The organism is Streptococcus cristatus (genome assembly GCF_963529205.1).
Classification (GTDB): domain Bacteria; phylum Bacillota; class Bacilli; order Lactobacillales; family Streptococcaceae; genus Streptococcus; species Streptococcus cristatus_O.
Genome location: NZ_CAURYF010000001.1, coordinates 25,608 through 51,935, shown reverse-complemented (window position 1 = coordinate 51,935; position 26,328 = coordinate 25,608). Strand labels below are relative to the sequence as shown.

Here is a 26,328-nt window from a genome sequence, read left to right as displayed (position 1 = left end):
TTGATTTATATTGCAATGTAGTGAAATTTTAAATTTCCAAAATCGCTTTAAATCAAGGTTTCTGACGTCTAGTGACGTGTAGTGAATCCCTATTTCACTTCTGTAAACACAACGTGTTTGCGAAGTTTTGGTGAGTATTTCTTCAATTGAAGACGGTCTGGAGTGTTACGTTTGTTTTTAGAAGTAAGGTACAAGCGTTCACCAGATTCTTTGTGTTCAAGTGTAATATTTACGCGCATGGTATCTCCCTTCTATTATTCAGCTGATGCAGCTTTAGCGATTTTACGTCCTTTGTAGTATCCTTTAAGTGATACACGGTGAGAACGTGAGTAATCTCCAGTAGTTTCGTCAAAGTTTACAGATGGAGCTGTTACTTTGTAGTGTGTACGACGTTTGTTTTTCTTCGCTTTTGAAGTGCGACGTGCAGGTACTGCCATTGTTTGTTTCTCCTTTTAGAATGTAATTCGATGCAATCTCATGATTTTCATCAACTTTAACAGTATAACAAAACTTTTTTGTAAAGTAAAGTTACTTGACAGAAATTTTTGATTTTCTTTTTGCCAATAGCCAAGCTTTTTAGCAGTTGCATCTATTTTCGGGTTTATTATTCTAATATTCTGAAAATTTAAAAATTTTCTTCTATCCAATAGAGCATAAGTGTGGTATAATAAAGCACAAAGATGACTACAACGAAAGGGAAAGACATGACAGATAAATTAGATACACGCCACAGAAGTAAGATTTATGATAGTATGGTCAAATCTCCTAACCGCGCCATGCTTCGCGCGACAGGGATGACGGACAAGGACTTTAAAACTCCGATTGTCGGAGTGATTTCGACTTGGGCTGAAAATACGCCTTGTAATATTCACCTGCATGATTTTGGTAAGCTAGCCAAGGAAGGAGTAAAAGAACAAGGTGCTTGGCCTGTTCAGTTTGGTACGATTACGGTTGCGGACGGGATTGCCATGGGAACACCGGGCATGCGCTTCTCTTTGACTTCACGCGACATCATCGCAGACTCTATCGAAGCTGCCATGGGCGGACATAATGTGGATGCCTTCGTCGCTATCGGCGGCTGTGACAAGAATATGCCTGGCTCCATGATTGCCATTGCGAACATGGATATCCCAGCTATTTTCGCTTACGGAGGAACCATTGCACCGGGAAATCTGGATGGCAAGGACATTGACCTAGTTTCTGTCTTTGAAGGCATCGGGAAGTGGAACCATGGCGATTGGACGGCTGAGGAAGTGCGCCGCATCGAGTGTAATGCCTGCCCTGGCCCTGGTGGCTGTGGCGGTATGTACACAGCCAATACTATGGCGACAGCTATTGAAGTTCTGGGTATGAGCTTGCCTGGCTCTTCTTCTCACCCAGCAGAATCCCAAGATAAGAGGGATGATATCGTGGAAGCTGGCCGAGCAGTTGTTCGGATGTTGGAAATGGGACTCAAGCCGTCTGACATTCTGACTCGCGAAGCCTTTGAAGATGCCATCACAGTGACCATGGCTCTGGGCGGCTCGACCAATGCTACTCTTCACTTATTAGCTATTGCCCATGCGGCAAATGTGGAGCTGACCTTGGATGATTTCAATGTCATTCAAGAGCGCGTGCCGCATTTGGCGGATTTGAAACCATCTGGTCAGTATGTCTTCCAAGACCTATACAATGTCGGTGGTGTGCCTGCCGTTATGAAATATCTCTTGGCTAATGGCTTCTTGCACGGCGATCGCATCACTTGTACAGGTAAGACGGTGGCTGAAAACTTGGCTGACTTTGCAGATCTGACACCAGGTCAAAAGGTCATTATGCCACTTGAAAATCCAAAACGTGCGGACGGTCCATTGATTATCCTGCATGGTAATCTAGCACCAGATGGCGCGGTTGCCAAGGTATCAGGTGTCAAGGTGCGTCGTCACGTCGGACCTGCTAAGGTTTTTGACTCAGAAGAAGCTGCTATTGATGCGGTGCTGGCTGATGAAGTAGTCGATGGCGATGTTGTCGTGGTTCGCTATGTTGGTCCAAAGGGTGGCCCTGGTATGCCAGAAATGCTGTCACTTTCTTCTATTATCGTAGGGAAAGGCCAAGGAGATAAGGTAGCTCTCTTGACAGACGGTCGCTTCTCAGGTGGTACCTACGGTCTCGTTGTCGGACATATCGCTCCGGAAGCTCAGGATGGTGGCCCGATTGCCTACCTTCGCACAGGCGATATGGTCACGGTTGACCAAGACACCAAGGAAATTTCCATGGCAGTTTCTGAAGAAGAACTTGAAAAACGTAAAGCAGAAACAACTATTCCACCGCTTTATAGCCGCGGTGTACTTGGTAAATATGCCCATATGGTATCCTCTGCTGCTAAAGGTGCTGTTACCGACTTCTGGAAGCCAGAAGAAACAGGTAAAAAATAGCCTATATATGACAAAAGAACCCGCTAGTTTTTCTAGCGGGTTTATTAATTTGGATGAATTTCTATCTTCTTATCTAGGACTAATACCTAGCGCAATCCGTCCAAAGCGACTGATACGAGTGATTTTCCACGCGGGCGACCAAGTGACTTCAACGGAGACCGTTTCGATGCCCTCGATTTGCTTCAGGGACTCGACAATTTCAATAGGAACGGTCTCAGTACAGTCGCAGGCCGTGTCTGTGAAGGTCATGACAATCTTGCAGTGGCCAGTTTCGTCAAGATTGATTTCATAGATGAGCCCGAGATTGTAGACATCAAGCTCGACTTCTGGATCGTAAATCGTTTCGAGTTTCTTAATTAATTCTTCTTGGATAGCTGCGGCTCGGTCATTGATTTTGATATCGTCTCTCATCTTCTGTCCTTCTTCCTTTATAAAATAGTGGTCTTATTTTCTCATAATTCTGACAATTTTTCAAGAAATTCTGGCGAATGAAAACGGATTTAGTCTCTTGGAGGGAATTTTTCTGCTCTAACTCCTCAAAACATCTGATTTATGGTAAAATAATAGATATTATATAGTTGCAGAGGATTAGAAAATGAAATTACAAAAACCTAAAGGAACTCAGGATATCCTCCCTCAGGAATCTGCTAAATGGCAGTATCTGGAGGAGTTTGCTCGTAAGACATTTAAAAAATACCACTATGCGGAAATTCGGACACCGATTTTTGAGCACTATGAGGTCATCAGTCGTTCTGTTGGAGATACGACAGACATCGTGACCAAGGAAATGTATGATTTCTACGATAAGGGAGACCGTCATATCACGCTACGACCAGAAGGAACTGCACCGGTCGTTCGTTCTTATGTCGAAAACAAGCTCTTTGCACCAGAAGTTCAAAAGCCAGTCAAGCTTTATTATATGGGCTCTATGTTCCGCTATGAACGGCCTCAGGCTGGTCGCTTGCGCGAATTTCACCAAATCGGGGTGGAGTGCTTCGGCTCTGAAAATCCAGCGACAGATGCAGAAACGATTGCTATGGCGGCTCAGTTCTTCAAGGAAATTGGGATTGGACAGGTGACGCTGCAACTGAATAGTTTGGGCAATGCGGCGAGTCGGGCTGCCTACCGTCAGGCCTTGATTGATTATTTGACTCCGCTGAAAGACAGTCTTTCTAAGGATAGTCAGCGTCGTTTGGAGGAAAATCCGCTGCGGGTGCTGGATTCGAAGGAAAAAGAAGATAAGGCAGCTGTTGAGCAGGCTCCTTCGATTTTGGACTTTCTGGACGAGGAGAGCCAAGAGCATTTTGCGGCTGTCCGCTCAATGCTAGAGTCTTTGGACGTTCCTTATGTCATTAACACCAACATGGTGCGTGGTCTGGACTACTACAATCACACGATTTTTGAGTTTACGACTGATGTGGCAGGCAGCGAACTAACTATCTGTGCGGGTGGCCGTTATGATGGCTTGGTTGACTACTTTGGTGGGCCAGAAACCCCTGCCTTTGGTTTTGGTATGGGAATGGAGCGTCTGCTCTTGGTTTTGGAAAAACAGGGAGTAGCTTTGCCACTTGAGATAGGCTTGGATGTCTATATTGCCGTTCTAGGTGAAGCTGCCAATCGCAGTGCTTTGGAGCTGGTGCAGGCTCTCCGCAATCAAGGATATGCGGTCGAGCGAGACTATTTGGATCGCAAGCTCAAGGCTCAGTTTAAGTCAGCAGATGCTTTTAGAGCGAAAACCATCATTACTTTAGGTGAAAGTGAGATCGAAAGCGGCCAAGTCACTGTGAAGAATAATGCAACTCGTCAAGAAGTGGTGGTTGGACTGGATCAAGTTCAAGAAAACTATCAGGCTGTTCTCGAAGAATTAGGTTGTTAGAGAAAAACTTATTCTTTCTTAAAGGCCGAGCTCTTTAAGGAATCTCGAAACATTACATTTTTGTTACACGGCGAGCAAATACTGTAACAAATTGATAATATTTTGGTATAATGGATATACTCTTACATAAATAAAGGAGAAAAAATGAAAAAATTGATGAAATTTGGCGTATTGCCTGCTTGTATTCTTTTGTTGGGAGCATGTTCGGCTCTACCAAAACCACAGAAGAAAAACGCTGAAAACGTGAAGACCGAGCAGTCTTCATCTTCTACATCAGAAAAAGAAACCAATGAAAAGCGGATTGAGAAAGACGCAGATATTATCTTGCGTGCAGTCTTTACAGATCATTCTTCAGGTTTCACGACCTTGATGGGAACTTCTGTTGACAAATGGAAGAAAGGTATTACTCAGTCTTACGTTGATGAAAACCTGTCTAAATACACACCAGAAGAAAATTATACGCTTGACTTAAAGACAGAAAAATTCCCTCCATCAAAAATCTTAGAGTTATTTGACCAAGCACGTTTTAAAGTCTTGGCTACGATTGGCGATGATTTTGAAATTACTAAGGTTGAAGACGATGGAGAAACAGCAACTGTAACATTTAAGAGTCGTGCGATTGCGACACGTGATTTGGCCAATCTAATCAACATGACCAAAGCTAGTCTGTTTGAAAATGGGATTGAAGATGTAAAAGCCTTGGAAGACTCAACGGATCCAGATCTTGAGAAGCGTTTGGCTTTGGTAAATAACTTCCTCTTCTACTATGCTTTTGACCGTATGAATGAAGACTTTGGCTACATTGCGCCACGTGAGTTTACAATGGAGTTAACGAAGACAAAAGAGGGTCGCTATATTCTCAATGATGAAAACTTTATTGAATTGCGTAAATCAATTTTTGTAAATGAGTATTCAGCAAATGGTGCGGAAACACGTAAAGGAAACAAATCAACAGATTCTGGCTCTAAATCTGACTCAAGCTCCTCTTCATCTTCCGATAAATCAAAGATCTAATAGTTTGAAATAAGATTTAGGATCTCATTTACATAGATAACGGGTCTGGGGCTTTTTGTCTCAGACTTTTATTTTTCAACTAGCTTGAATTGACGGAGGATATGAATGAAAACAATTTATTTAAGCAAAAAAGACATGTTGGAAATCTGCCAAGATGGTGATAAGTATTTCTTGCGTTATCCAACTTTTAATATTACCATGCCAGAAGTAGTTTAAGAAATCCCCAAAGAAGCTGCAGATAGTTACATGTCGGGAGAACATACTGGTAAAGAGTTGATGAATTATGCAGATTATGGTTTTTGGAAATCTAAAAAGCAATATACACAAGATGAGTCTGGTAAGCTCTTCATCGAAAATCATCCTTCTTTTATTTTAAAAAACCCTGAAAATAGTCGTCGCCTTTTTACAGCAGAGGAATTTAGACAAATCGTCACCCAAGCCATTGATTCAGAACTGGAACCAACGGCGCTTGACGCTATTGGTATAGTTGATAATCATTTAGAGCTTCTTCTGGTGGATCCAGTTGGCTGGGAGGAAGAGATAGAAGCAGTCCATCTGGAAATTCTGCAGGAAAAACTCAACAACTATATCTACTTCCTTGAAAGCAAGCAGTATGTGGCACGATATGGCGATAACTTGGATAAAAAAGTCATCCATATCACATTCCAGTATTCCCCATCTGATAATGGCTTGGCCTTTTTAGCAGCTGCTCAGAAGGTATTGCAGAATACAGATATGAGCTTGAAGGTAGAATTACCGGAGTGATGAAGAGAGCGAATTTTCGCTCTCTTTTTGGTCTCTTACAGTATGGTATAATTGAATTGGACGGTACTCAGACTGTCATTATCAAAGAAAGGGATCGAGCTTATGTTAGATATTTGTATTGATGCCATTGCTAATAAGTCTTTGACATACAAGATATTAAGAAAATATTCTGCTTTACCTTTTTCACAACTAAAGCTAAGAATAGAAAATCATGATCCAGTGATGGTAGTAGATGACTTAAAACTGGACGAGCTTCGAAGGGTTAGAGAGTTAATTTATGAGTTAAGCGGCATAGGCACTGAGGTTACGATAAAGGATTCAACAGGCATCATCACCTTGGGAGTATTGCATAATATTATCTCTAGTTATGAAGGGATTACGGCTGATATAGAAGAGCTAGATGCCCTTGTGTTGGATGAAGAGGAGTAGTTGATTTTGGGCATAAAGAAGGTAAAACTTATAAAAAATGTTTGAAAAGTACAAAAATCCTGAAATTACTTTGTAAGAATTAAAGGACTTCCAGTTTAATCCAAATAATTTTAAATTAGCTCCCTTCTGCCCATAGAAGTCATAAGTTTGAATAGGAGATAAGGTGGATATTTTTGATATTGTTCAAAATGGGACATATGATGATTTTATAGAAAATTACAATGGTGACATAACACAAATTGATGAATATACAAAACTGAATTTGTTATGTACAGCAATGCTTAACGATGATTTACCGGAAGAGAAATTGAAAATTATTAAATATCTGCTATCTGAGAAGGTAGAGATAAATTTTTTGTCAAAAAAAGAAAACAGAAATGCTCTTCATTATTTCTTCCAAGCCAATTGGCGGCCTAAAATAGCATATGCATATGAGGTGGTGAAATTACTCGTTGAGGCAGGAATTGATGTAAATGCCGTTGATAAATTTGGTTCTATTCCGATGACTTACTCAGTAACGTTATTAAAATTAGCAACGGAAGAGTTAGAACCTCTATATAAGCTTTTACTAGAGGCTGGTTCGGATTATAAGTTAAAAAATAAATCTGGAAAATCGTGTCTAGACTATGCGGAAGAATATTCTTGGAGAAGCGGTCTGCTTGATATAATAAAGGAGTATGAAGATGGTAGAAATTAATAACAATGATTTTGGTGGTTTTGTCGTTTCAAACAATATTCTTGATGGAAAAGCTATTCGCTATTCTTATCGTGAGGAATCTGCTATTCCACAATTAAATGGCTGGACACTGTTATCAATCGAAGATGATGAAGCTTACCTAGCTAATTCAAAAAATTTCACAATTTTAGGAGCAAATAGCATTGTAAAAATTGCTCCTGTTATACTGGAAATTTTTGAAGCCCCGTACGGCACCGACTTGTGCTGGCTATATGAGGAGGGCGTTCATGTAGGATTTTATGATTTGGTGAGAGATAGAGAAACTACTATCAAGGAAATCATTAGCTGAATATAGAAATGACGGAGGAAAACTAATGAGAAAACAGGAATTATTAGATTTTTTAAAATTTAATAGCAACAAGCTTAGATATTATGCTGTATACTTAAACAAAAAAGTTTTAGAGCAGTTTGCGATAGGGTATTATCAGGATCTGAGCGCAAATAGATTTATAGTGTATGAGGTGACTGAACGTCAACAGTTACATGAAAAAGCTAGTTTTGAAAGAGAGGAGGATGCTATTAAAGAATTATATGAGGTTGTGAAATTTAGATGTAGGATTAAAGGCGTTCCTATTCAGTTAGATGTTTCAGAAATTGATGCAATCGGAACGAGTGATACAGACTTGGAACTTTTATTAATAGATGGCAATCTTTGGCTTCCAGATACCGAAGAAGAACATTTGTTGAAGCTTCAGGAAAAACTCAACAACTATATCTACTTCCTCGAAAGCAAGCAGTATGTGAAGCGGTATGGCGATAACTTTGTTAAAAAAGTCATCCATATCACTTTCCAATATTCTCCATCTGACAACGGTCTAGCCTTTTTAGCAGCTGCTCAGAAAGTCTTACAACCTACAGATATGAGCTTGAAGGTAGAATTACCAGAGTGATAAAGAGAGCGGAAACGCTCTCTTTTTGTGGTATAATGAGACTATATTTATAAAAAGATTATTTAACAGTTCTAAACAGCGAACTACTTATGCCAACGATTGGTACAAAAGGGTATTCTTACGATGATTTTCTATCTGCGATTGAACGTCAAGGCTATTATGAAATAAAAAATCCACGTGTATATAAGCCTGGCACTAATGAAACTGATGAAGAAAAGGTAGAGAAGATCCTTAAGGAATTCAAGGAAAAATACTACAATCCACTTAAGGTAGTGAAACTATAGGAAACACCATGGAAAATTTAAAATGACGCAACAAGAACTAGTAAATTTCATTAATAAACATAGAGATAAAATAGGGACATTTTATATTGCACTTGATGAACGATTTGAAGGTCAGTTTACTCTGGGATATTATTACGATGAAAAGTCCAAACAATATAAGGTGTATGAGGTTAATGAGCGCCAAGATATTTGGATAAGAAACGAATTTAAAAATGAGAATGATGCAATAGAGCGACTTTTTCGTTTGATAAAAACAAAATTTTGGATAAAAGAAACTCCAATTCAGTTAGATGATTCAGAAATCGATTGATTAGAAACAGTCACATATTTTTCATTGAGCATACTTATATGAAGGGGAAAGGGTGTATTACCAAATGAATCAAATAAAAGGAAATGGGTTTATTATAACTGGAGAAAATGGCAATTATACAATGTCCTAGATGACAGGAGGTTTTCAAGATATTGATAGAGTTGTTCAATATAGAGTCAAAGAAGGGAGTGAAATCCCTGCAAATGTAGGACCTATCGGACCTCAAATAGATTTGGAAATCAACATGTATTTGCCAGGTGGACCCAATCAGATTGAAATGTTGATGGGGAGAGAAAAAATGAAACGTTTAGAGATAATTGGAATTCGTAATATAGAATATTGAGAGGATAGTTTACATGAGGGTTAAATATACTGACCAAAGTGTTAAGTGGGAGAATAATGGAGAAACTATAGAAATTTACATAGAAAATATAATATTTGCAGACTTTGATAAAGATAAAAATGTTATTTTTATTGGAATTGGAAAAAATTTTATTGCATCAGATTTTTATTATTACTCTATAGATGGGTTGTTAATACTCCAATATCATGAGTCGACTGACATTATTTCCTGGGGCTATAATAAAAAACATGAAATAGAGATACCTAATAAAGAATCAGTCTCTTTCTACCCCAATCAAAAACTGATTTTAGTTATTTATAGAATCTCGTCTGAACAGACTTCGGTTACTGAAATGAAAATATTGGATTTATATGGTAATCTCATTTATCAAGCTAAATCTCCTGAGGGTTATACTATGGTCTATGTCACAGATGTTCTTAGTAACCAAATAAAAGTTGTTTGCGATGCAGTTATTGAGGAGAATCGAGATTCCTACGGTCGTGATCGTTTTCATTTCCTATTAGATCTAGATACAGGAAAATGGACAAAACTTGGTTTAGCATACTAAAATCTAAACTAGGGTTATCGAGTTCAGCTTTATAAAATTTACAATATTTTAATACTAGAGATTTGCCATATCCTGAGGGATATCAAGCATACCATTAGTATGAAGTGCTTGTAGATTTAACTGAGGAAAATATTCTTAAAGTATTTGAAAATGTACCTAAAGAAGTGAAGGATGCCCTTCTCGATGCGATGGGAAATAGAGAATTTTCTTTATCAGACTTAGCCAATATTCGTAAAGGAAAAATTGTCCGAATCTTTAGGCAAGAAGGGAAACTCAAATCCAGCTTGGACAATCATTAAAATATTATGAGGATTTAGGTATACTAATATTTTATTGGTAAGTTCTTGCTTTAAATAGAATTCTCTACAAAGACAAGTGAGCACTCACTCTTTCAGCATCTCCTCTGCCCAATCACGTATTACTGCCATTGATGAAAAATTGGAGCGCCTTCGCATGGCTCAGAATATATAAAAGCACACAGACAGCAATTTAAAAATGGTGCATCCAGATTCCAAAAATTTCAACCAAGCGAAAGTTGGAATGGAGGTATTGTTGGAGGTAATGATGGAACAAGTTTCTGGTTGAGTAAAGAACATGCAGATATCATTGAAAAGGTTGCCAATGGAGATAATCGTCTTTACGAAATCATATTAGGACTTGATGAAGGTTATTTGGGAGATGGTCCGCTTTATCGTTTGGATGTTACTCCAGAAGTAGTAGCAGAAAAAGGGCTTTCAATACCAAGTGGAAATGAAGCTGGGGCCAACGACTGGTGGAGGCCAACGGGACGAACTTTCCCAGGAGATATCCCAGAAGGCATAATGAAAGATATTAGTACCAAGAGAGGAGAACACACATGGAACATAGTAAATTAGACTGGGAAGATGTCATCCAGTTTGAAGAAGTCAAAGGTTATGGTCAGCATATATGGAGAGATGGTAATAATCTTTATTACGTTACTGAGGAGGGAGGAATTGCCTCTAGGCGTGTGGTTTATGAATTACCAAATGAATTATTTGCCTTACTGGAAACTGGGGAGAGAACGCTACGCGAAGTATCTTGGAAGATTCAGAACGATTGTTGGCCACCGACGGAAGAAGAAAAGAACGAAATAAGAAAAAATAGAGCTAGAGAAAAACCAATTGTGCTGATTTCCAACCGTAAAAATCAGTTGCTTTTTAGTAAGAAAGAACTTGAAATACTTATTCCCCAAGCCGAGCAACAATGGATAGAATCAATGGGGAAGCTTCCAGAGGATTATGTATCACCACTTAAGTAAAAGAGGTATAAAATGAAACCAACAAAACTAGAATGGGAAGATGTTATCCAGTTCGAAGAAGTAAAAGGTTATTGTCAGCACATTTGGAGAGATGGTAATAAACTTTATTACGTTACTGAGGAGGGAGGAATTGCCCCTCAGCGAGTGGTTTATGAATTACCAAATGAGTTATTTTTCTTATTAGAGAGTGGGGAGAGAACGCGGTTAGAAATATTAAGTAAACTTCAGAACGATTGTTGGCCGCCAACGGAAGAAGAGAGAAGAGAATCTAGGAGAAAATTTATAAGTAAACATCCAGCTTCTTTGATAGATGTCCCTAAAAATAGGAAACTTTTTTCTAAGGAAGAACTTGAAGAGTTGATTCCAATTGCTGAGAAGCAGTGGATTGAATCTGAAGGCGAACTTCCAGATGATTATGTATCACCACTTAAGTAAAAGAGATATAAAATGAAACCAACAAAGCTAGAATGGGAAGATGTTATCCAGTTTGAAGAAGTAAAAGGCTACGGTCAGCATATATGGAGAGATGGTAATAATCTTTATTACGTTACTGAGGAGGGAGGAGTTGCCCCTCAGCGAGTGGTTTATGAATTACCAAACGAGTTATTTGCCTTACTAGAGAGTGGGGAGAGAACGCAGTTAGAAGTATTAAGTAGACTTCAGAACGATTGTTGGCCGCCGAACGTGACACAAGAAGAAGCTAATAGAAATTTCTTGAGGCAATATCCAGAAGCTTTAAGAGGAAATCCTAAAGCGCAAGGCTTATTCACAAAGGCTGAACTAGAAGAAGTATTACCCGAAGGGGCTGAAATTCTAGCGAGCAAAGATTAAAATAAAATTACTTTAAGTTCACTCGAAAGGTTAGATAATAATTTTTCTATGAATTAGTATTGAATGCCTATTATGTGTTGAATACGTGGAGGGATGATGGATAAATTATATATAGTTGTTGATGGAATTCAACATCGAAACTTTGATCGTGACAGTACAGGATATTATTTAATTTCTTATGATCCTTTATCCGAGAATAATGGCTATAAATTATTTGATTCAGAGTTGAAACAATATAGAAAATACTTGACAGAAAAACAGGTTGAAAAAAATACCTATGAGAGACTCTGTAATGTATCAGACCGTAGTCCATTATACAGACAGTGTGATGAAGAAAAGGTAGAGAAGATTCTCAAGGAATTCAAGGAAAAATACAAAAATCCACCAAAGGTAGTAAAAACCATTAAAACAGTTGAGAAAATTGAGCTAGATGTTACAAGTATCGATGCGATGGGTGTCTCTGATGACCATCTGGAGTTGTTGTTGATTGATGAAAACAAATGGATAGAGTCTCTGGAAGAAGAACACTTGTTGAAACTTCAAGAAAAACTCAACAACTACATCTACTTCCTCGAAAGCAAGCAGTATGTGGTACGATACGGCGATAGCCTTAATAAAAAAGTCATCAATATCACTTTCCAATATTCTCCATCTGATAAAGGCTTGGCCTTTCTAGCAGCTGCTCAGAAGACATTGCAGAATACGGATATGGGTTTGAAGATAGAATTACCAGAGTGATAAAGAGAGCAAATTTAGAGGAGACGACCATCTTCTCTTTTTTGCGACAGACCTTCTCCTCCCATCGGCGCTCAATATTCAATATGGTATAATGGGACAAGGTAGATAGACGGCTAGTCTGATGATAGGAGAACGGGTAATTGAAAGCTAAAAAAAATGTGGCGCATAGTTTCGAGGTATGAGTGGTAGAATAGAAGAGCTCTAGTTTGATAGAGCTTTCTGTAACAGCAGCTAAGGATGCCTTAATAAAAACAATAGGAGGGTGGTTCAGTTAATGGCAAAGAGAAATAGAAAAAATAAAGAGAAGATTACTGATATAGAAAAAGAAAGATACCACGGTCCTTTGATTACACATGGTGTTAGCTTAGGCTACATTAAGATTTATCCATGGATTGCTTTAGCATTAACTGGTTTTCTGTATGTGGGTGGAACTTATAAAGACAATCTAGGCATCTTTAAAGGACTTTCTTTGTTTTGCGGTGTTGTGAATATATTGGGTGTTATCATTTCTTTTATTCCCTATTTGGTAAACGCCTGGAAGACTTTAACATATTATTTAATAGCCCTCACAGTGTTAAGCTTAGTGATAGGTTTAGATTTTATTGGTTTATTAATGGTTATTTCAGACGGCAGTCCTATAGGAGCTAAGGAGATATATCAATCCCCTCTCACCCCATTTTATGTCATCTTTATGTTACCTCTTTTTATCTTTGCTTGTGGCCTCTATGCTTGGTACTATATTCCAAAGAATCAAGGAAAAGTCTGGGCATTTAATCAAGTAAAAGGGGGAAGTAGAAAGAAAACATGGTGGAATAATTTTGCTATAGCTTTTGCTGGGGCAACAATCATTCCCGCCCTCCTAACAGGTTATATTCAGAGTGCTTTTGGTGTTTTATTGGGAATTTTATTTACTTTGACCCTGCCAGCTGTCATGGTAGATGCGGTTTATGCAGCTATTTATGTAAAAAAGCATCCTGATAGCGATGAATTAGATTAAAGATATTGTAAAAATCCAAATTTATTGACAACAGATTTGTGAGCCTTGAAATACACAGCCCGTCCCAAATCTGTCAACTTATATGATATGACACTTGAAAAATAGAATCCTTATCTACGCATGGAGAATAACATTTTAAAAGTGTACTCTCCTTGGAACATGAGAAAGAAGCACCTTAGAACAGGATATAGCAAGTGTTTTGTTTGGCTATATTGCTGCTTTTTATCTAATGGGACATTAAAAGTTGTTGCACTGCATAATATGCTATAATAGTCTATAGAAAGTTGAGGGAATGATGAAGAAAATATTATTAGTAGTTGTAGTGCAGGGAGTGGCCTTATTTGTGATAACGGGTCTGCTCTGTTATTTTATGCGAGGGGATTTTTTCTTCCGTGCTTTGGCGCCGATTTTTGGTCTGGCAGCTGGAGCCTTTCGCTTCTTGACAGCCATGGTGACAAAAACGTTGGCTCCTAGTCTTTATGAGGATGGGAAGAAAAAGGAATAGTCTATATGAAATTAGGAGGTCTGAGAATATTGATTCCAGACCTTTTTTATGAAAGTGGGCAATGTAAATGAAGGTTTTTAATTTTTTTCAGAAAAAGGACAGGTAGGGGGGCTTTCCTAGGCTCTTTGTGGTAAAATAGTAACAGAATTAAAATTTTGGAGAGTAAAGATGAAACGTTCAATGTATGCGGGACGTGTTCGTAGTGAGCATGTCGGTCAGGAAATTACTTTGAAAGGTTGGGTTGCCCGCCGTCGCGATTTGGGAGGCTTGATTTTTATTGATCTGCGTGACCGCGAAGGTATTATGCAGCTCGTTATTAATCCTGAGAGTGTTTCAGATGAGGTCATGAAGACAGCTGAGAGCCTGCGCAGCGAGTTTGTCATTGAAGTGACTGGTAAGGTGGCCGCGCGTGAGCAGGCCAATGATAAGCTGGCCACAGGAAGTGTAGAGCTTCACGTGGACAGGCTGACGGTACTGAATACTGCTAAAACAACTCCTTTTGAGATTAAGGACGGGATTGAAGCCAATGATGATACGCGCTTGCGTTACCGTTATCTGGATCTGCGTCGTCCAGAAATGCTGGAAAATCTCAAGTTGCGTGCCAAAGTGACCCATTCTATCCGCAATTATTTGGATGAGCTGGAGTTTATTGATGTGGAGACACCGTTTTTGACCAAGTCAACGCCTGAAGGGGCGCGTGATTATTTGGTGCCGAGCCGGGTCAACCAAGGTCATTTTTATGCCCTGCCTCAAAGCCCACAGATTACCAAGCAGCTTTTGATGAATGCTGGCTTTGACCGTTATTACCAGATTGTCAAGTGTTTCCGAGACGAGGACTTGCGTGGAGACCGTCAACCAGAGTTTACACAGGTGGACTTGGAAACTTCTTTCCTATCTGAGCAAGAAATCCAAGACATCACAGAAGGTTTGATTGCCTGTGTCATGAAGGAAACCAAGGGAATTGAAGTGACTCTACCTTTCCCGCGTATGAAATATGACGATGCTATGGCTCTCTATGGTAGCGACAAGCCAGATACTCGCTTTGACATGTTATTGCAGGACTTGACAGAACTTGTCAAGGACGTTGACTTTAAAGTCTTTTCTGAGGCACCGGCTGTCAAGGCAATTGTAGTGAAAAATGCTGCTGACAAATACTCGCGTAAAGACATTGATAAGCTGACAGAGCAAGCGAAGCAGCATGGAGCCAAGGGACTTGCTTGGGTGAAAGTAGTTGATGAGGAGCTGGCTGGACCTGTTGCTAAGTTCTTGACAGACTTGTCAAGTGAGTTGACAACTGCTTTACAACTTGAAGAAAACGACTTAGTTCTCTTTGTGGCAGATACCTTGGATGTTGCTAATGCAGCTCTAGGCGCTCTTCGTGTCCGCCTAGGCAAGGAATTAGGTTTGATTGATCCTGCTAAGTTTAACTATTTGTGGGTAGTAGATTGGCCAATGTTTGAGTGGTCGGAAGAAGAGGGACGCTATATGAGTGCCCACCATCCATTCACTCTGCCTCAAAAAGATTCTGAGCAGGAGTTAGAAGGGGACCTGAGCAAGGTTCGCGCGATTGCCTATGATATCGTACTCAATGGCTATGAACTAGGTGGTGGTAGCCTACGGATCAACCAAAAAGATCTGCAGGAACGGATGTTTAAGGCTTTAGGCTTTTCAGCTGAAGAAGCGCAAGACCAGTTCGGCTTCCTTCTAGAAGCCATGGACTATGGTTTCCCACCACATGGAGGTCTGGCTTTGGGTCTGGATCGCTTCGTCATGCTCTTGGCCGGTGAGGAAAATATCCGTGAAGTCATTGCTTTTCCTAAGAATAACAAGGCTTCTGACCCAATGACGCAAGCACCAAGCTTGGTTGCTCCAGCACAATTAGAGGAATTAAGTTTACAAGTAGAATCACATGAAAAAGACTAGTTTGCGGAAACTTTTTCGCTATTATCTTCATCGCTTTGCCTACCATGTCAAGTTGCTAGAAGTCCTGAAAAGTATTTCGCGTGAAAAATATGATGAGAAATTTTCAGCCTCTCTGGTATATGGCTTTCTCTCAGCAGTAGCGGTCAATTTCTTCTTTCAGCCGGGCCATGTCTACTCAAGTGGTGCAACGGGCTTGGCGCAGATTGTCTCAGCTTTGAGTGGTCGCTTTATCGGCTTTACCATTCCAGTTTCTATTACTTTTTATGCGATCAATATTCCACTGATGATTTTGGCTTGGTATCAAATCGGGCATAAGTTTACTGTTTTTACTTTTATCACTGTTTCGATGAGCTCGCTTTTTATCCATTTTGTGCCAGAAGTGACATTGACGACCAATCCCATTATCAATGCTTTGTTCGGGGGAATTGTCATGGGGACAGGGATCGGCTTTGCCCTCAAGTCAAGCATTTCAAGTGGAGGGACAGATATTGTTAGCTTGACCATTCGCAAGAAAACAGGCCGTAATGTAGGCAGTATCTCCCTGATTGTCAATGGGATTATTATGCTGATTGCTGGTCTGACTTTCGGTTGGGAATACGCTCTCTACTCGATGATTACCATCTTTGTATCTAGCCGTGTGACGGATGCCGTCTTTACCAAGCAAAAGCGGATGCAGGCCATGATTATCACCAGTCATCCTGACGAAGTGATTAACAAGATTCACCACAAGCTCCACCGTGGTGCAACCATTATCAATGGAGCGGAGGGAACTTACAATCACGAGCAAAAGGCGGTGCTGATTACAGTCATTACGCGTGCTGAATTTAGCGAATTTAAGTACATCATGAAACAGACGGATCCGACCGCCTTTGTCTCCGTATCTGACAACGTACATATTTTAGGAAGATTTGTAGAAGAGTAGTCTCGATTATCGGCATTGTTAGTGGATCTTACTCAAACGCAATGCTTCCATCTATACATAAAAAAGGAGCAAGTTCAGCGGGATGTTTTCCCATCCAAAATGAACCTGTTCCTTTTTATAGTTATTACTTTATTTCAAAACCAAGACTTGCTTAGCAGGAACTGTATAAGAGTCTGCTAGCGGGGCGATTGGTCTTTTAGCGTTAATGCGCGGATACTGAAGGTGAATGCTTTGCTTGGTTTTATTTTCATAAGTCGCTGCTTCAGTGCCGAAGTTAATCAAAATGGTCAGCGCTTGTTTATCTTTTTGAATCTTATATTCAAGGAGGCTAGGGCTGAGCCATTTGACCTGACAAGCTTTTTGAATAGCAGAGCTAGTTGTCAGAGTCAGAAGTGGATGAGCCTTTCTAAAGGCAATGAGTTGCTTCAAAAATTCAATGTCTTCGGTGTAGTGAAGTGAGCGTAGCCAGTCTAGCTTGTTGACATCATCAGGCAGGTTGTAGGTGTTGTCAATCAGATTCTTGGTTCGATAAAATTCCTGCCCGCTGTGGAGGAAAGGAACTCCTTGCGCTAAGAGAACGATGTGCAATGCTAGACGAGAGTTAGCTAGACGCTGACGGAGGCTGATATTTGGATTTTGAATATCAAAATAATCAAACACCGTTGCGTTGTCATGGCATTCTACATAGTTGATCGCCTGATGAGGCGCTAGGAAATGTGGCTCTCCTGTCAAGCCGACATTGGCTGTCAGGACATTTTCTAGCCAGCTGGTTGCATGCTCTTTGTCCAGTCGGCTACCTTGGACGATGGTTTGTTTGATCGTATCACGGAAATGATCGCTGAAGAAACCATACTCAGGTAGTTGTTCAGCGTTGAACTGATGAGCTAGAAGGTCGCTATCAAGACCAGTAGGCATCTGCCAACCTTCTCCGTAAAGGTAGATGTTGGGATGAATGGCTTTTAGTTCCTGAGCGATTTGCTTCATTGTGGTTATATCGAGAATGCCCATCAGGTCAAAGCGAAAACCATCAAAGCCGTAGAGGCTAACCCATTGCTGGACAGATTGTTGGATATAATGGCGCACCATAGCTTTTTCGCTGGCTACATCATTTCCACAGAAGGTGCCATTTGTCCGTAGGCCTTGTTCATCGAGACGATAGAAGTAGCCTGGCACAATCTTCTCAAAAGCATAGGCATCTGCCTCATAGACGTGATTGTAGACGACATCCATGATAACGCTCATATCAGCCTGGTGATAAGCTGCAATCGCGTCTTGTAGTTCAAAGATACGGCTATAGGGATTGTGTGGGTTGCTTGAGAAGCTACCTTCAGGAACATTATACTGGACGGGATCATAGCCCCAATTATAAACGAGCTCGGGGTGTTTTTCGTCAACGCTACCAAAGTCATAGACTGGCATCAGCTGAACGTGTGTAATGCCTAAATCCTGCAAGTATTTTAGACCAAAAGTGTGGCCGTGTACGGTTGGAGATTCGGACAGAGAAGCAAATTTACCAGGTTGTGAAAAACCAGCTTCCTTTTGTATGGAGAAATCACGCACGCTCATTTCATAGATAACGGCTTCTGTTGGTTTTACTTGGCTGGCAGCCCGATGAATAGGTTTGCTAATCTTTTTGCGATCAATGACATAACTATGACCAGAGTTGGCATCTGAAGAGAGGGCGTAGGGGTCATGTACTTCTACCCATTTTCCGTTCACCTTATGGATATAGTAGTAGGCCTTGCCTTCTAAGTCTCCAAGGACCTGCGTATGCCAGACGCCCCTATCTTGCCTTTGGAGAGGAATAATTTGCTCTTCCAGATGCAGCAAGACTTTTTCCGAAATAGGCGCCCACAGTTTGAAATCTGTTGCCTGAGGGCTATAGCTGGCTCCCAAATCTCTTTCTTGGTAGCTAAATAATTCATCAAAAATTGGCTTTTGGACAATGTGACGATACTGGAGGATGCTGTGATTGCGGTCTTGATCATAGACTGTGTAGGATTCAGTCAAATCAATCGGGTCATTGACTGAAAGGGTGTAGACAATCTGATGTTCTTGATTCTCAATTTTTTTGATGGTCAAGGGACTAGAGCTATGCTTGTCCTCTAGAGTAAAGTGGATAGAATAAGCGTCAAAGGACTTTTCCAATTCGATAGTGATGCTATTTTCATCATCTAAGTAGGCTTGGAAAATACGATAAACCATGAAATTTCTCCTTAACTAACGAGTAAGAATGCTGTGGGGGATGACTTGGCGATAGCAAGTATGCTTGTCATCCTTATTATCTTTAATGATTTGGAGCAAGGTACGGAAAGATTCCCTCCCCAACTCGAGGGTGTTGATATTAATATAGGCATCCACGTCGATACGTGGCTTGATAGAGTCAAAAGTGATAATCGGGAAGCGGTAGTCAATGTCTTTGAGATAGTGGAGAGCCCCTTCAGCAACCATACTATCCGATGTCACAAAGGCTTCAATTTCCTGAATAGGCATCTTTTCCATAATCTTATAACTGCTATCTTCCAAGAGGAAACCGAAAGAAAACTTGACGATGTTTTCATCGAGAGGGATGCCTGCTTCTTCTAGGGCTTGTTTGTAGCCGGCAAACCGGTCTTGGGATACGACAAGCTCTTTATTCCCAGCCAGAAAGGCGATTTTTTTATAACCTTGATCTAGGAAATATTTGGTTGCATCGTAGCCAGCCTTGATATTATCATTATCGACCAAAGAAACAAATGGCGACACTGCTTTCCCTAAAATCAAGAAAGGAAACTGGTTTTTAATCGCAAAGTCAACCAGCGGATCGTTTGGCTTAGAATAGAGAAAAATCAAACCATCGACGCGTTTTCCGAAAATCATTTGTTTAATATTTTCTAAACGACGCTCTTCGTCCTGTCCGGTGCTAATCTGAATGGCATAGTCATGTTCAGATGCGATGCGCGAAATCCCCCGCAAGACAGTTGGAAAGAATGGGTTTTGGTAAAAAACATCCGAATCATCGGGCAGCACTAGACCGATGACTTGGGTAGACTGACTGACCAGACTTCTAGCGTTGAGATTTGGATGATAGTCCAGCTCTTTCATAGCAGCGCGGACGCGCTTTTTAGTTTCATCGCTGATGGTTGACTTGTTTTGTACGACGCGTGTCACCGTTGAGGGAGACACACCCGCTAATTTCGCTACTTCTTTAATCGTAACGCGCATAATAACCTCCTAATTTCTGAAATCCTCATCACGAAAATGTGTTTTGTAGAAAATAATCACCAAATAAAGAACAAACAAGATATTTTGGACGGTGATGATCGTAGGCAGGCTTTGCCCAAATAAGCCGCAGATAAGACCGATAATCGTTGGTAATCCTAGGCAGTTGAGGATAAAGTGATAGCATTCTTTAAAGGTTTTAAAAGAAAATAGCCGTGATTTCTTGGTCAGATAGAGCAGGAAGGAGGCACCGAGTGCTAGAAAGGCAAAGTTGATGCTAAAGAGGAAACCTGCGGAGAGGACTAGAAAGAGGCTGATTACCAGGCGGTTTTGTTGGAACCAGTCTTTAGAAATGGCTTTGGTCAGGGCTTCTTTGCTTTTCAGAGCCTTCTGGTCAATGGCTTGGTAGCGGATATTGGCCAGTTCTTTTCCTTCTTTAGTGATTTTGAGATTTTCTTTGTCGAAGTAAAGGGTCAGCTCCTTGCCTAATTTGAGCTCCTTGTGATGGCCGATAATGACAGTCCCAGCGCCATTGCGATGAATGCCTTCAGGATTTTCAGTGGTCAGCACATGGTCTTTCATCTGGGCATGATGGTCAAAGTCAATCATCACGTCTTCATCCAGAGTGTCAAAAGCCTTATCAACAAAGGTATCCAGAGCATAGCTCGTCAAAGACGCTGTCTGAATGGCCACAGGAATCAAAGACAGAGAAATCAAAAAGACGCTCGTAAAGATGAGCTGGAACCAGCTGAGCATGCGACGACTGGCGAAGGTTTTTCTAAAACCAATTAAGCTCGAAAAATAATTAAAAGGATAAGGTAACATAGCTGCCTCTTTCTAAAATTATAATCAGGTGGTGGCCAATAAAGAACTTATTGGCTGCCATATAACTATAATTGTCTTTAAATCAAAAACAGGGTGGGACAAGATTATCCCTTGTCTCCACCACTTGTTAAACCAGATACAAAATTCTTTTGCAGGAAGAAGAAGAGAATACAGATTGGAAGGGCAGTGAGAATCGCACCGGCAGCAAAGAAGGCAATTTTTTGATTCTTGACATCGCTGACGAAGGTACGAAGACCAACTGCAACCGTATAAAATTCTTTTTCACGAAGAAGGAAGCTGGAGAGGATATAGTCTCCGAAAGGTCCCATGAAGGCCCAGAGAGCTTGCACAGCAATCATTGGACGAACGAGAGGCAGGATAATCTGCCAGAAACGTCTGAAATGACCAGCACCGTCTAATTTAGCTGACTCATCCAGAGACATAGGAACGGTATCGAAGTATCCTTTCATCAACCAAGCATTCATTGGAATACCACCACCTACATAAAGGAAGATGAGGAACCAGCTTTGGTTGAGGGCATTGAGCATCAGCGCCATAACGAAGAAGGCGGTCAGAGCTGCAATGGTTGGTACCATTTGGATAATCAAGAAGAAAACCAAACTTTGCTTTCTTGCGATGAAATTGTAACGGCTGTATGCATAACCTGCAAGTACAACTATACTGGTTTGGACAATCATTGTCAAGACGGCAATGATAATAGTGTTAAAGTACCAAGTACCATATAAAGTCTCTGAGAAGAGACGAGAGAAGTTTTCCAGACTGAAGTTGATGTCTGTGTCTAGCTTGAAGGCCACGACATTCCCCGTCTTGAAAGCAGACATGATCGTGATCAAGAGCGGGTAGAGAATGATAATGGAAAGCACGACAAGGTAGAGATAGGTCAAACTGTGGTTGATAAAACGTTTAAATTTAACAGAACTATTCATCTTATACATCCTCCATATCAAATGCGTGTAGTTTCTTGAAGGCAATCATAGAGATAGAGATGACGATGATGGAGATGATGAGGGTAACGGCCGCCGCCATTGAATATTGCGGTGCTGTACCTGTGGTCAAACGATAAATCCAAGAGATAAGGATATCGGTTGAACCGGCTCCTCCACCGACACTACCAGGACCACCTGCATTGAAGAGGTAGATGATTGAGAAGTTATTAAAGTTAAAGGTGTATTGACTGATCAAAGTTGGTGCCGCAACTGCCAAGATCATTGGGAAAGTGATGTTGCGGAATTTCTGCCAAGCATTGGCTCCGTCGATGTAGGCTGCTTCGTAAAGGTCATTTGGAATAGACTGCAAAATACCCAAGGTCAGGACGTAGATATAAGGGAATCCAAGCCAACCTTGCATCATAATCAGAGCAATCTTAGTCCAAGTTGGATCAGTCTTCCACGGGATCAGGTGTCCATTTAAGAAAGGGAGAACCTTGCCGAGAAGTGGGATAACCTGAGTATTGATGGCCCCGATACTATCGTTGAACATATTTGAGAAAGTCAGGATAGTGATAAAGGCTGGAACTGCCCAAGGAAGCAAGAAGATAACACCGAAGATGCGTTTTCCTTTGATGAATGGTTGGTTGGCAATAATAGCAGTGAAAATACCGATTACGATTTGTAAAGTAGAGGCTGCCAGTGCCCAGATGATAGTCCAAGTCAAGACAGAACCAAAGGCCGCACGGAAGGTGCTCAATTGCCAAATGTTGGCAAAGTTGGTAAAGCCAACCCAATCCAAGAGTTTATTTGGTGGCAAGTGTTTGAAATCATAGTTTGTAAAGGCGATCAAGAGTGTTACCAATACAGGGAAAATGATGGCAAAGGTCATCGCCAGATAAGAAGGAATAATCAGCAAGTAAGGGAAGCCATTTTCATAGATTCCATCAAACATTTCCTTCAAGGTAGTATGAACAGGATAATCATTGTTCCACTGCTTGGCAACTGTACGGGCATCCTTCAAGTTAAATCCATAGAAAATCAGGAAAAAAGCTACAAGGATGAGGTGGAAGGCACCGCGAATCAGCATGAAGAGTGAGTTGTCCCCACGTACTTCACCAAGAGTGATGAGATTTTCAATTTCTGGTAGGGCAATAGCTGCGAAATAAGCTAAAAATGCAACTGTAACCCCAAGAAAGATGTATCCTTTGGCTTTTTGATCATTATAGATTTGCCCCAACCCTGGAATGAGGGAGCGCAACATGGCTTGTTTGGGATCTTTTTTTGTCATTGTAGTCTCCTTAGATACGAGAAAGATTGAGGAAGTGCAGTAAGTACAAGTCCTAATCTGAGTTTTTCTTATTAGAAGATAGAATAAATCCTCATTCTATCAAACAAGGGGTAGGGAAAATTCCCACCCCTTTATTTAAACTTGTTTATTTGTTGCCGAATTTTTGATCGATAGTTTCTTTGATCAATTTAACAGCATCTTCAGCAGCAGTTTTAGCATCTTTCTTGCCGCTTACAGCATCGAAGAGCATGTTCTTAGCTGGATCCCAAACAGTACTCATTTCAGAGATGTTTGGCATTGGTTCTGCAGATTTGAACTGTTTAACAACCGCATCTGTCAATTCATCTTTCTTGCTTACAGCGTATTCACGTGCTTCTGTGTTAGCAGGAACTTCGTTTGTTGCATCGTAAAGAGCTTTTTGTTGTGCAGTTGATGCAAGGAAGTTAACGAATTTTTGTGCGCCGTCAACGTTCTTAGAACCAGCAGGGATGACCCAAGCTTTACCACCACCAAAGGCTTTGTATTCTTTGCCGTTTGGAAGTGTTGGGATAGTTGCTACACCGTAGTTTACTTTAGCTTCTTTAAGAGATGCAGCTTTCCAAGGACCGTCGATGATTGCTGCAGTTTTTCCACCTTGGAATTGAGTTTGGATCAAGTTAGGAGCACCTTCTGTATCTTGCATACCTTTAGGCCATTTTGCATACCAAGTTTTAGCGTACTCAATTCCTTTGATAGCACCTTCGTTAGCCAAACCTACATCTTTAGGATCTGTCCCATCTTTACCGAAGACATAAGCACCGTTTCCAGAAAGGAGACCGTAAGCATAGTAGAAGTTTGTCCAGTCAGCAAGGAAGGCAGTTGTTTTACCGTCTTCTCCTTCAAAAGCGTACTTGCTATCTTTAGCCAATTCTTCAAGTTCAGCAAATGTTGTAGGAGCTTTTTGGATCAGGTCTTTGTTATAGTACATTACTAAGGTCTCGATAACAGCAGGAGCACCGTAAGTAGTACCGTCGATTGATACCAAAGATTTAGTAGTATCGTCAGCTTTTGCATCTTTACCCAACTCAACTTCTGAAAGTTGTCCGTCAGCACCTAGGCTTCCTACGCGGTCGTATGGTGCCATCATGACATCTGGAGATTTACCAGATTGGTTGTCAAGTGAAAGGTTATCAAGACCTGTAAGAGCATCACCAGTTTTGATAGTGACCTTTGTTCCGGTTTCTTTTTCGTAAGCTTTGGCAGCTTCTTCCATGTAGCTCTTGTAGCCTGGGTCTACATAAGCAGTCAATTCGTTGCTTGCAGCAGTTTCTTTTTTAGAAGATTTGCTACCGCAGGCTGTCAAAATAAAACCTGCTAAAGCAACAGTACCGAGAACAGCAACGCTCTTCAACATTTTGTTTTTCATGATTATTCCTCCTAAAGAATAAAAAATATAATACCATCTAAGAACACGCTTGCATAGCGCAAACGTTTTCTTGAACTTAAAATAATTTTAGCACAAAAGGTAAACGCTTGCAAGCGTTTTTAAGAAAATTTTAAAAAATTTTTAAGGAAAGAGTGCTAATTTATATGATATATAAGGATAGAAAATTGAAATCTATGGTATAATAAATAAAAAAAGTTTTTTAAAAAGCTTGCACTTGAAAAAAAAATAGGTTATAATTCAAGCAACGCAAACGTTTTCGCTAAATAAAGTAGGAAACAAGCATGAAAAAATTTTTGAGGTGTTACATATGAAAGCGAGACAAAGTGGTGTATTGATGCACATTTCCTCTTTGCCAGGCAAGTACGGGATTGGTTCTTTTGGTCAGTCTGCTTATGATTTTGTGGATTTCTTAGTTAGAACGAAGCAACGTTATTGGCAAATCTTGCCTTTGGGAACGACTAGTTACGGGGACTCTCCTTACCAGTCTTTCTCAGCCTTTGCAGGGAATACTCACTTTATTGATTTGGATTTCTTGATTGACGAAGGCCTGTTGGCAGAAGAAGATCTAAAAGGTGTTGATTTTGGTGATGATCCAAAAGCTGTGGATTATGCAAAAGTATTTGAAGCACGTCGTCCTCTTTTGGAAAAAGCGGTTGCTCGTTTCCTTAAAGTTGGCGATCTTGACAAATTCCGTCACTTTGTTGCAGAAAATGCAGCTTGGTTGGAGCTCTTTGCAGAATACATGGCTGTTAAAGAGCATTTTGATCTGAAAGCTTGGACAGAATGGCCAGATGAAGCAATTCGTCGTCGCCAACCAGAAAGCTTGGCTAGCTATCGTGAGAAATTGGCAGACAAGCTGGAGTACCATCGTGTAACTCAATATCTCTTCTTTAAACAATGGTTGCAACTTAAGAAATATGCCAACGATCATCATATCGAAATCGTTGGTGATATGCCAATCTATGTGGCTGCTGACAGTGCGGATGTCTGGGCTCAGCCTCATTTCTTCAAGACAGACGAGCAAGGCCGTCCAGTCAAGGTTGCTGGTTGCCCGCCGGATGAATTCTCAGAGACTGGCCAGTTGTGGGGTAACCCAATTTATAATTGGGAAGCTATGGATCAAGATGGCTATGCTTGGTGGATTGAGCGCCTGCGCGAAAGCTTCAAGATTTACGACATCGTTCGGATTGACCACTTCCGTGGCTTTGAGTCTTATTGGGAAGTGCCAGCGGAGTCTGAAACAGCAGCTACTGGTCACTGGGTCAAAGGTCCAGATTATAAACTTTTCGCTGCAGTCAAAGAAGCTTTGGGTGATTTGAACATCATTGCAGAAGATCTTGGCTTCATGACAGATGAAGTCATTGAATTGCGTGAGCGTACTGGCTTCCCAGGTATGAAGATTCTTCAATTTGCTTTCAATCCAGATGATGAAAGCATTGATAGCCCACACTTGGCGCCACATAATTCTGTGATGTACACTGGTACTCACGACAATAACACTGTACTGGGCTGGTACAAGGATGAGATCGATGATCCAACTCGTGAATACATGGCTCAATACACCAACCGCAAAGAATACGAAACAGTGCCACACGCAATGCTTCGTACAATCTTTGCTTCCGTTAGCTACATGGCTATCGCAACGATGCAAGATTTGCTAGAGCTAGATGGCTCTGCCCGCATGAACCTGCCTTCTACAATTGGTGGTAACTGGGCATGGCGGATGACGGCTGAAGAGCTTAACCCGATTGTAGAAGGTCAGCTTTATCATTTGACTAAGGTCTATCGTCGTCTGAATACGGACTTACTTTCATAAG

30 protein-coding genes and 2 pseudogenes are annotated in these 26,328 nt (G+C 40.7%); 23 read left to right on the top strand and 9 right to left on the bottom strand.

The features are described 5' to 3' along the window. Positions 1-89: 89 nt before the first annotated feature. Positions 90-239 carry a 50S ribosomal protein L33 gene (gene rpmG, locus RWS39_RS00300; protein WP_001265622.1) on the bottom strand — a complete coding sequence of 50 codons (150 nt, stop codon included), beginning with the start codon at positions 237-239 and terminating at the stop codon, positions 90-92. Positions 240-254: 15 nt separating this feature from the next. Further along, the gene (gene rpmF / locus RWS39_RS00295; protein ID WP_000290417.1) at positions 255-437 is read right to left on the bottom strand and encodes a 50S ribosomal protein L32; all 183 of its coding nucleotides are present in this window, start codon (positions 435-437) and stop codon (positions 255-257) included. A gap of 267 nt (positions 438-704) precedes the next feature. Between rpmF and ilvD the strand changes: the two genes are divergently transcribed. Beyond that, positions 705-2,411 carry a dihydroxy-acid dehydratase gene (ilvD, locus tag RWS39_RS00290; RefSeq protein WP_314479303.1) on the top strand — a complete coding sequence of 569 codons (1,707 nt, stop codon included), beginning with the start codon at positions 705-707 and terminating at the stop codon, positions 2,409-2,411. A 69-nt stretch (positions 2,412-2,480) separates the two neighbouring features. On the opposite strand, the gene RWS39_RS00285 is transcribed toward ilvD, so the two are convergent. Beyond that, positions 2,481-2,822, bottom strand: coding sequence for a metal-sulfur cluster assembly factor (locus RWS39_RS00285; protein ID WP_005591447.1), 342 nt, complete (start codon positions 2,820-2,822; stop codon positions 2,481-2,483). A 184-nt stretch (positions 2,823-3,006) separates the two neighbouring features. Between RWS39_RS00285 and hisS the strand changes: the two genes are divergently transcribed. The 21 genes and pseudogenes from hisS to RWS39_RS00180 all read left to right on the top strand — a co-directional run bounded on the left by hisS (position 3,007) and on the right by RWS39_RS00180 (position 16,821). After that, positions 3,007-4,287 (top strand): histidine--tRNA ligase, encoded by a 1,281-nt coding sequence (gene hisS, locus RWS39_RS00280; RefSeq protein WP_314479146.1) that lies wholly within the window; start codon positions 3,007-3,009, stop codon positions 4,285-4,287. 144 nt (positions 4,288-4,431) lie between these two features. After that, positions 4,432-5,301 (top strand): hypothetical protein, encoded by an 870-nt coding sequence (locus RWS39_RS00275; protein ID WP_062004527.1) that lies wholly within the window; start codon positions 4,432-4,434, stop codon positions 5,299-5,301. Positions 5,302-5,406: 105 nt separating this feature from the next. Next, positions 5,407-6,066 (top strand): annotated as a pseudogene (locus RWS39_RS00270) (DUF6572 domain-containing protein). A gap of 102 nt (positions 6,067-6,168) precedes the next feature. Next, the gene (locus tag RWS39_RS00265) at positions 6,169-6,495 is read left to right on the top strand and encodes a 50S ribosomal protein L7/L12 (RefSeq protein ID WP_314479141.1); all 327 of its coding nucleotides are present in this window, start codon (positions 6,169-6,171) and stop codon (positions 6,493-6,495) included. Positions 6,496-6,658: 163 nt separating this feature from the next. Continuing rightward, complete coding sequence (locus RWS39_RS00260; protein ID WP_314479139.1) at positions 6,659-7,192, top strand: ankyrin repeat domain-containing protein; 534 nt, start codon at positions 6,659-6,661, stop codon at positions 7,190-7,192. Next, entirely contained in the window at positions 7,179-7,520 is a 342-nt protein-coding gene (locus RWS39_RS00255; RefSeq protein ID WP_314479138.1) for a DUF2185 domain-containing protein, read from the top strand. The genes RWS39_RS00260 and RWS39_RS00255 overlap by 14 nt, the downstream gene beginning before the upstream one ends. A 25-nt stretch (positions 7,521-7,545) precedes the next feature. Beyond that, positions 7,546-8,121 (top strand): DUF6572 domain-containing protein, encoded by a 576-nt coding sequence (locus RWS39_RS00250; RefSeq protein ID WP_314479137.1) that lies wholly within the window; start codon positions 7,546-7,548, stop codon positions 8,119-8,121. An 89-nt stretch (positions 8,122-8,210) separates the two neighbouring features. After that, positions 8,211-8,405 carry a hypothetical protein gene (locus tag RWS39_RS00245; RefSeq protein ID WP_015605984.1) on the top strand — a complete coding sequence of 65 codons (195 nt, stop codon included), beginning with the start codon at positions 8,211-8,213 and terminating at the stop codon, positions 8,403-8,405. 22 nt (positions 8,406-8,427) lie between these two features. Continuing rightward, entirely contained in the window at positions 8,428-8,715 is a 288-nt protein-coding gene (locus RWS39_RS00240) for a hypothetical protein (protein ID WP_314479132.1), read from the top strand. 130 nt (positions 8,716-8,845) lie between these two features. Then, the gene (locus RWS39_RS00235) at positions 8,846-9,058 is read left to right on the top strand and encodes a hypothetical protein (protein ID WP_125373108.1); all 213 of its coding nucleotides are present in this window, start codon (positions 8,846-8,848) and stop codon (positions 9,056-9,058) included. A 13-nt stretch (positions 9,059-9,071) separates the two neighbouring features. Continuing rightward, the gene (locus tag RWS39_RS00230; protein ID WP_314479127.1) at positions 9,072-9,626 is read left to right on the top strand and encodes an alanine acetyltransferase; all 555 of its coding nucleotides are present in this window, start codon (positions 9,072-9,074) and stop codon (positions 9,624-9,626) included. A gap of 104 nt (positions 9,627-9,730) precedes the next feature. After that, positions 9,731-9,925 carry a hypothetical protein gene (locus RWS39_RS00225; protein WP_314479124.1) on the top strand — a complete coding sequence of 65 codons (195 nt, stop codon included), beginning with the start codon at positions 9,731-9,733 and terminating at the stop codon, positions 9,923-9,925. A gap of 282 nt (positions 9,926-10,207) precedes the next feature. After that, positions 10,208-10,501: a hypothetical protein gene (locus tag RWS39_RS00220; protein ID WP_314479121.1), complete on the top strand. Its 294-nt coding sequence runs from the start codon at positions 10,208-10,210 to the stop codon at positions 10,499-10,501. Further along, complete coding sequence (locus tag RWS39_RS00215) at positions 10,483-10,905, top strand: hypothetical protein (protein WP_314479112.1); 423 nt, start codon at positions 10,483-10,485, stop codon at positions 10,903-10,905. Before RWS39_RS00220 ends, RWS39_RS00215 begins: the two co-directional genes overlap by 19 nt. Before the next feature lie 12 nt (positions 10,906-10,917). Beyond that, a complete protein-coding gene (locus tag RWS39_RS00210) occupies positions 10,918-11,340 on the top strand; it encodes a hypothetical protein (RefSeq protein WP_314479109.1) in 423 nt (140 codons plus the stop codon). A 12-nt stretch (positions 11,341-11,352) separates the two neighbouring features. Next, positions 11,353-11,736: a hypothetical protein gene (locus RWS39_RS00205; protein ID WP_314479105.1), complete on the top strand. Its 384-nt coding sequence runs from the start codon at positions 11,353-11,355 to the stop codon at positions 11,734-11,736. 267 nt (positions 11,737-12,003) lie between these two features. Further along, positions 12,004-12,474: pseudogene (locus RWS39_RS00200) on the top strand (DUF6572 domain-containing protein); the annotation flags it as partial. Between the two features lie 274 nt (positions 12,475-12,748). Continuing rightward, positions 12,749-13,471, top strand: coding sequence for a hypothetical protein (locus tag RWS39_RS00195; protein WP_314479103.1), 723 nt, complete (start codon positions 12,749-12,751; stop codon positions 13,469-13,471). Between the two features lie 292 nt (positions 13,472-13,763). Then, positions 13,764-13,976: a hypothetical protein gene (locus tag RWS39_RS00190; RefSeq protein WP_005591462.1), complete on the top strand. Its 213-nt coding sequence runs from the start codon at positions 13,764-13,766 to the stop codon at positions 13,974-13,976. Between the two features lie 168 nt (positions 13,977-14,144). Beyond that, the gene (gene aspS / locus RWS39_RS00185) at positions 14,145-15,899 is read left to right on the top strand and encodes an aspartate--tRNA ligase (RefSeq protein WP_314479102.1); all 1,755 of its coding nucleotides are present in this window, start codon (positions 14,145-14,147) and stop codon (positions 15,897-15,899) included. Then, positions 15,886-16,821: a YitT family protein gene (locus RWS39_RS00180; RefSeq protein ID WP_125389946.1), complete on the top strand. Its 936-nt coding sequence runs from the start codon at positions 15,886-15,888 to the stop codon at positions 16,819-16,821. The genes aspS and RWS39_RS00180 overlap by 14 nt, the downstream gene beginning before the upstream one ends. Positions 16,822-16,950: 129 nt before the next feature. On the opposite strand, the gene pulA is transcribed toward RWS39_RS00180, so the two are convergent. The 6 genes from pulA to RWS39_RS00150 form a co-directional block, all read right to left on the bottom strand. After that, positions 16,951-19,026: a type I pullulanase gene (pulA, locus tag RWS39_RS00175; RefSeq protein WP_314479101.1), complete on the bottom strand. Its 2,076-nt coding sequence runs from the start codon at positions 19,024-19,026 to the stop codon at positions 16,951-16,953. Between the two features lie 15 nt (positions 19,027-19,041). Beyond that, the gene (locus RWS39_RS00170) at positions 19,042-20,025 is read right to left on the bottom strand and encodes a LacI family DNA-binding transcriptional regulator (RefSeq protein WP_314479099.1); all 984 of its coding nucleotides are present in this window, start codon (positions 20,023-20,025) and stop codon (positions 19,042-19,044) included. Between the two features lie 9 nt (positions 20,026-20,034). Then, positions 20,035-20,847 (bottom strand): DUF1189 family protein, encoded by an 813-nt coding sequence (locus RWS39_RS00165; protein ID WP_314479097.1) that lies wholly within the window; start codon positions 20,845-20,847, stop codon positions 20,035-20,037. A gap of 104 nt (positions 20,848-20,951) precedes the next feature. After that, positions 20,952-21,794: a sugar ABC transporter permease gene (locus RWS39_RS00160; RefSeq protein ID WP_125379106.1), complete on the bottom strand. Its 843-nt coding sequence runs from the start codon at positions 21,792-21,794 to the stop codon at positions 20,952-20,954. Between the two features lies 1 nt (position 21,795). Next, a complete protein-coding gene (locus RWS39_RS00155) occupies positions 21,796-23,085 on the bottom strand; it encodes a carbohydrate ABC transporter permease (RefSeq protein WP_125387170.1) in 1,290 nt (429 codons plus the stop codon). Positions 23,086-23,230: 145 nt separating this feature from the next. Further along, entirely contained in the window at positions 23,231-24,490 is a 1,260-nt protein-coding gene (locus RWS39_RS00150) for an extracellular solute-binding protein (RefSeq protein WP_314479091.1), read from the bottom strand. Positions 24,491-24,809: 319 nt separating this feature from the next. On the opposite strand from RWS39_RS00150, the gene malQ reads away from it, so the two are divergent. Then, a complete protein-coding gene (gene malQ, locus RWS39_RS00145; protein ID WP_314479088.1) occupies positions 24,810-26,327 on the top strand; it encodes a 4-alpha-glucanotransferase in 1,518 nt (505 codons plus the stop codon). Position 26,328 lies beyond the last annotated feature (1 nt).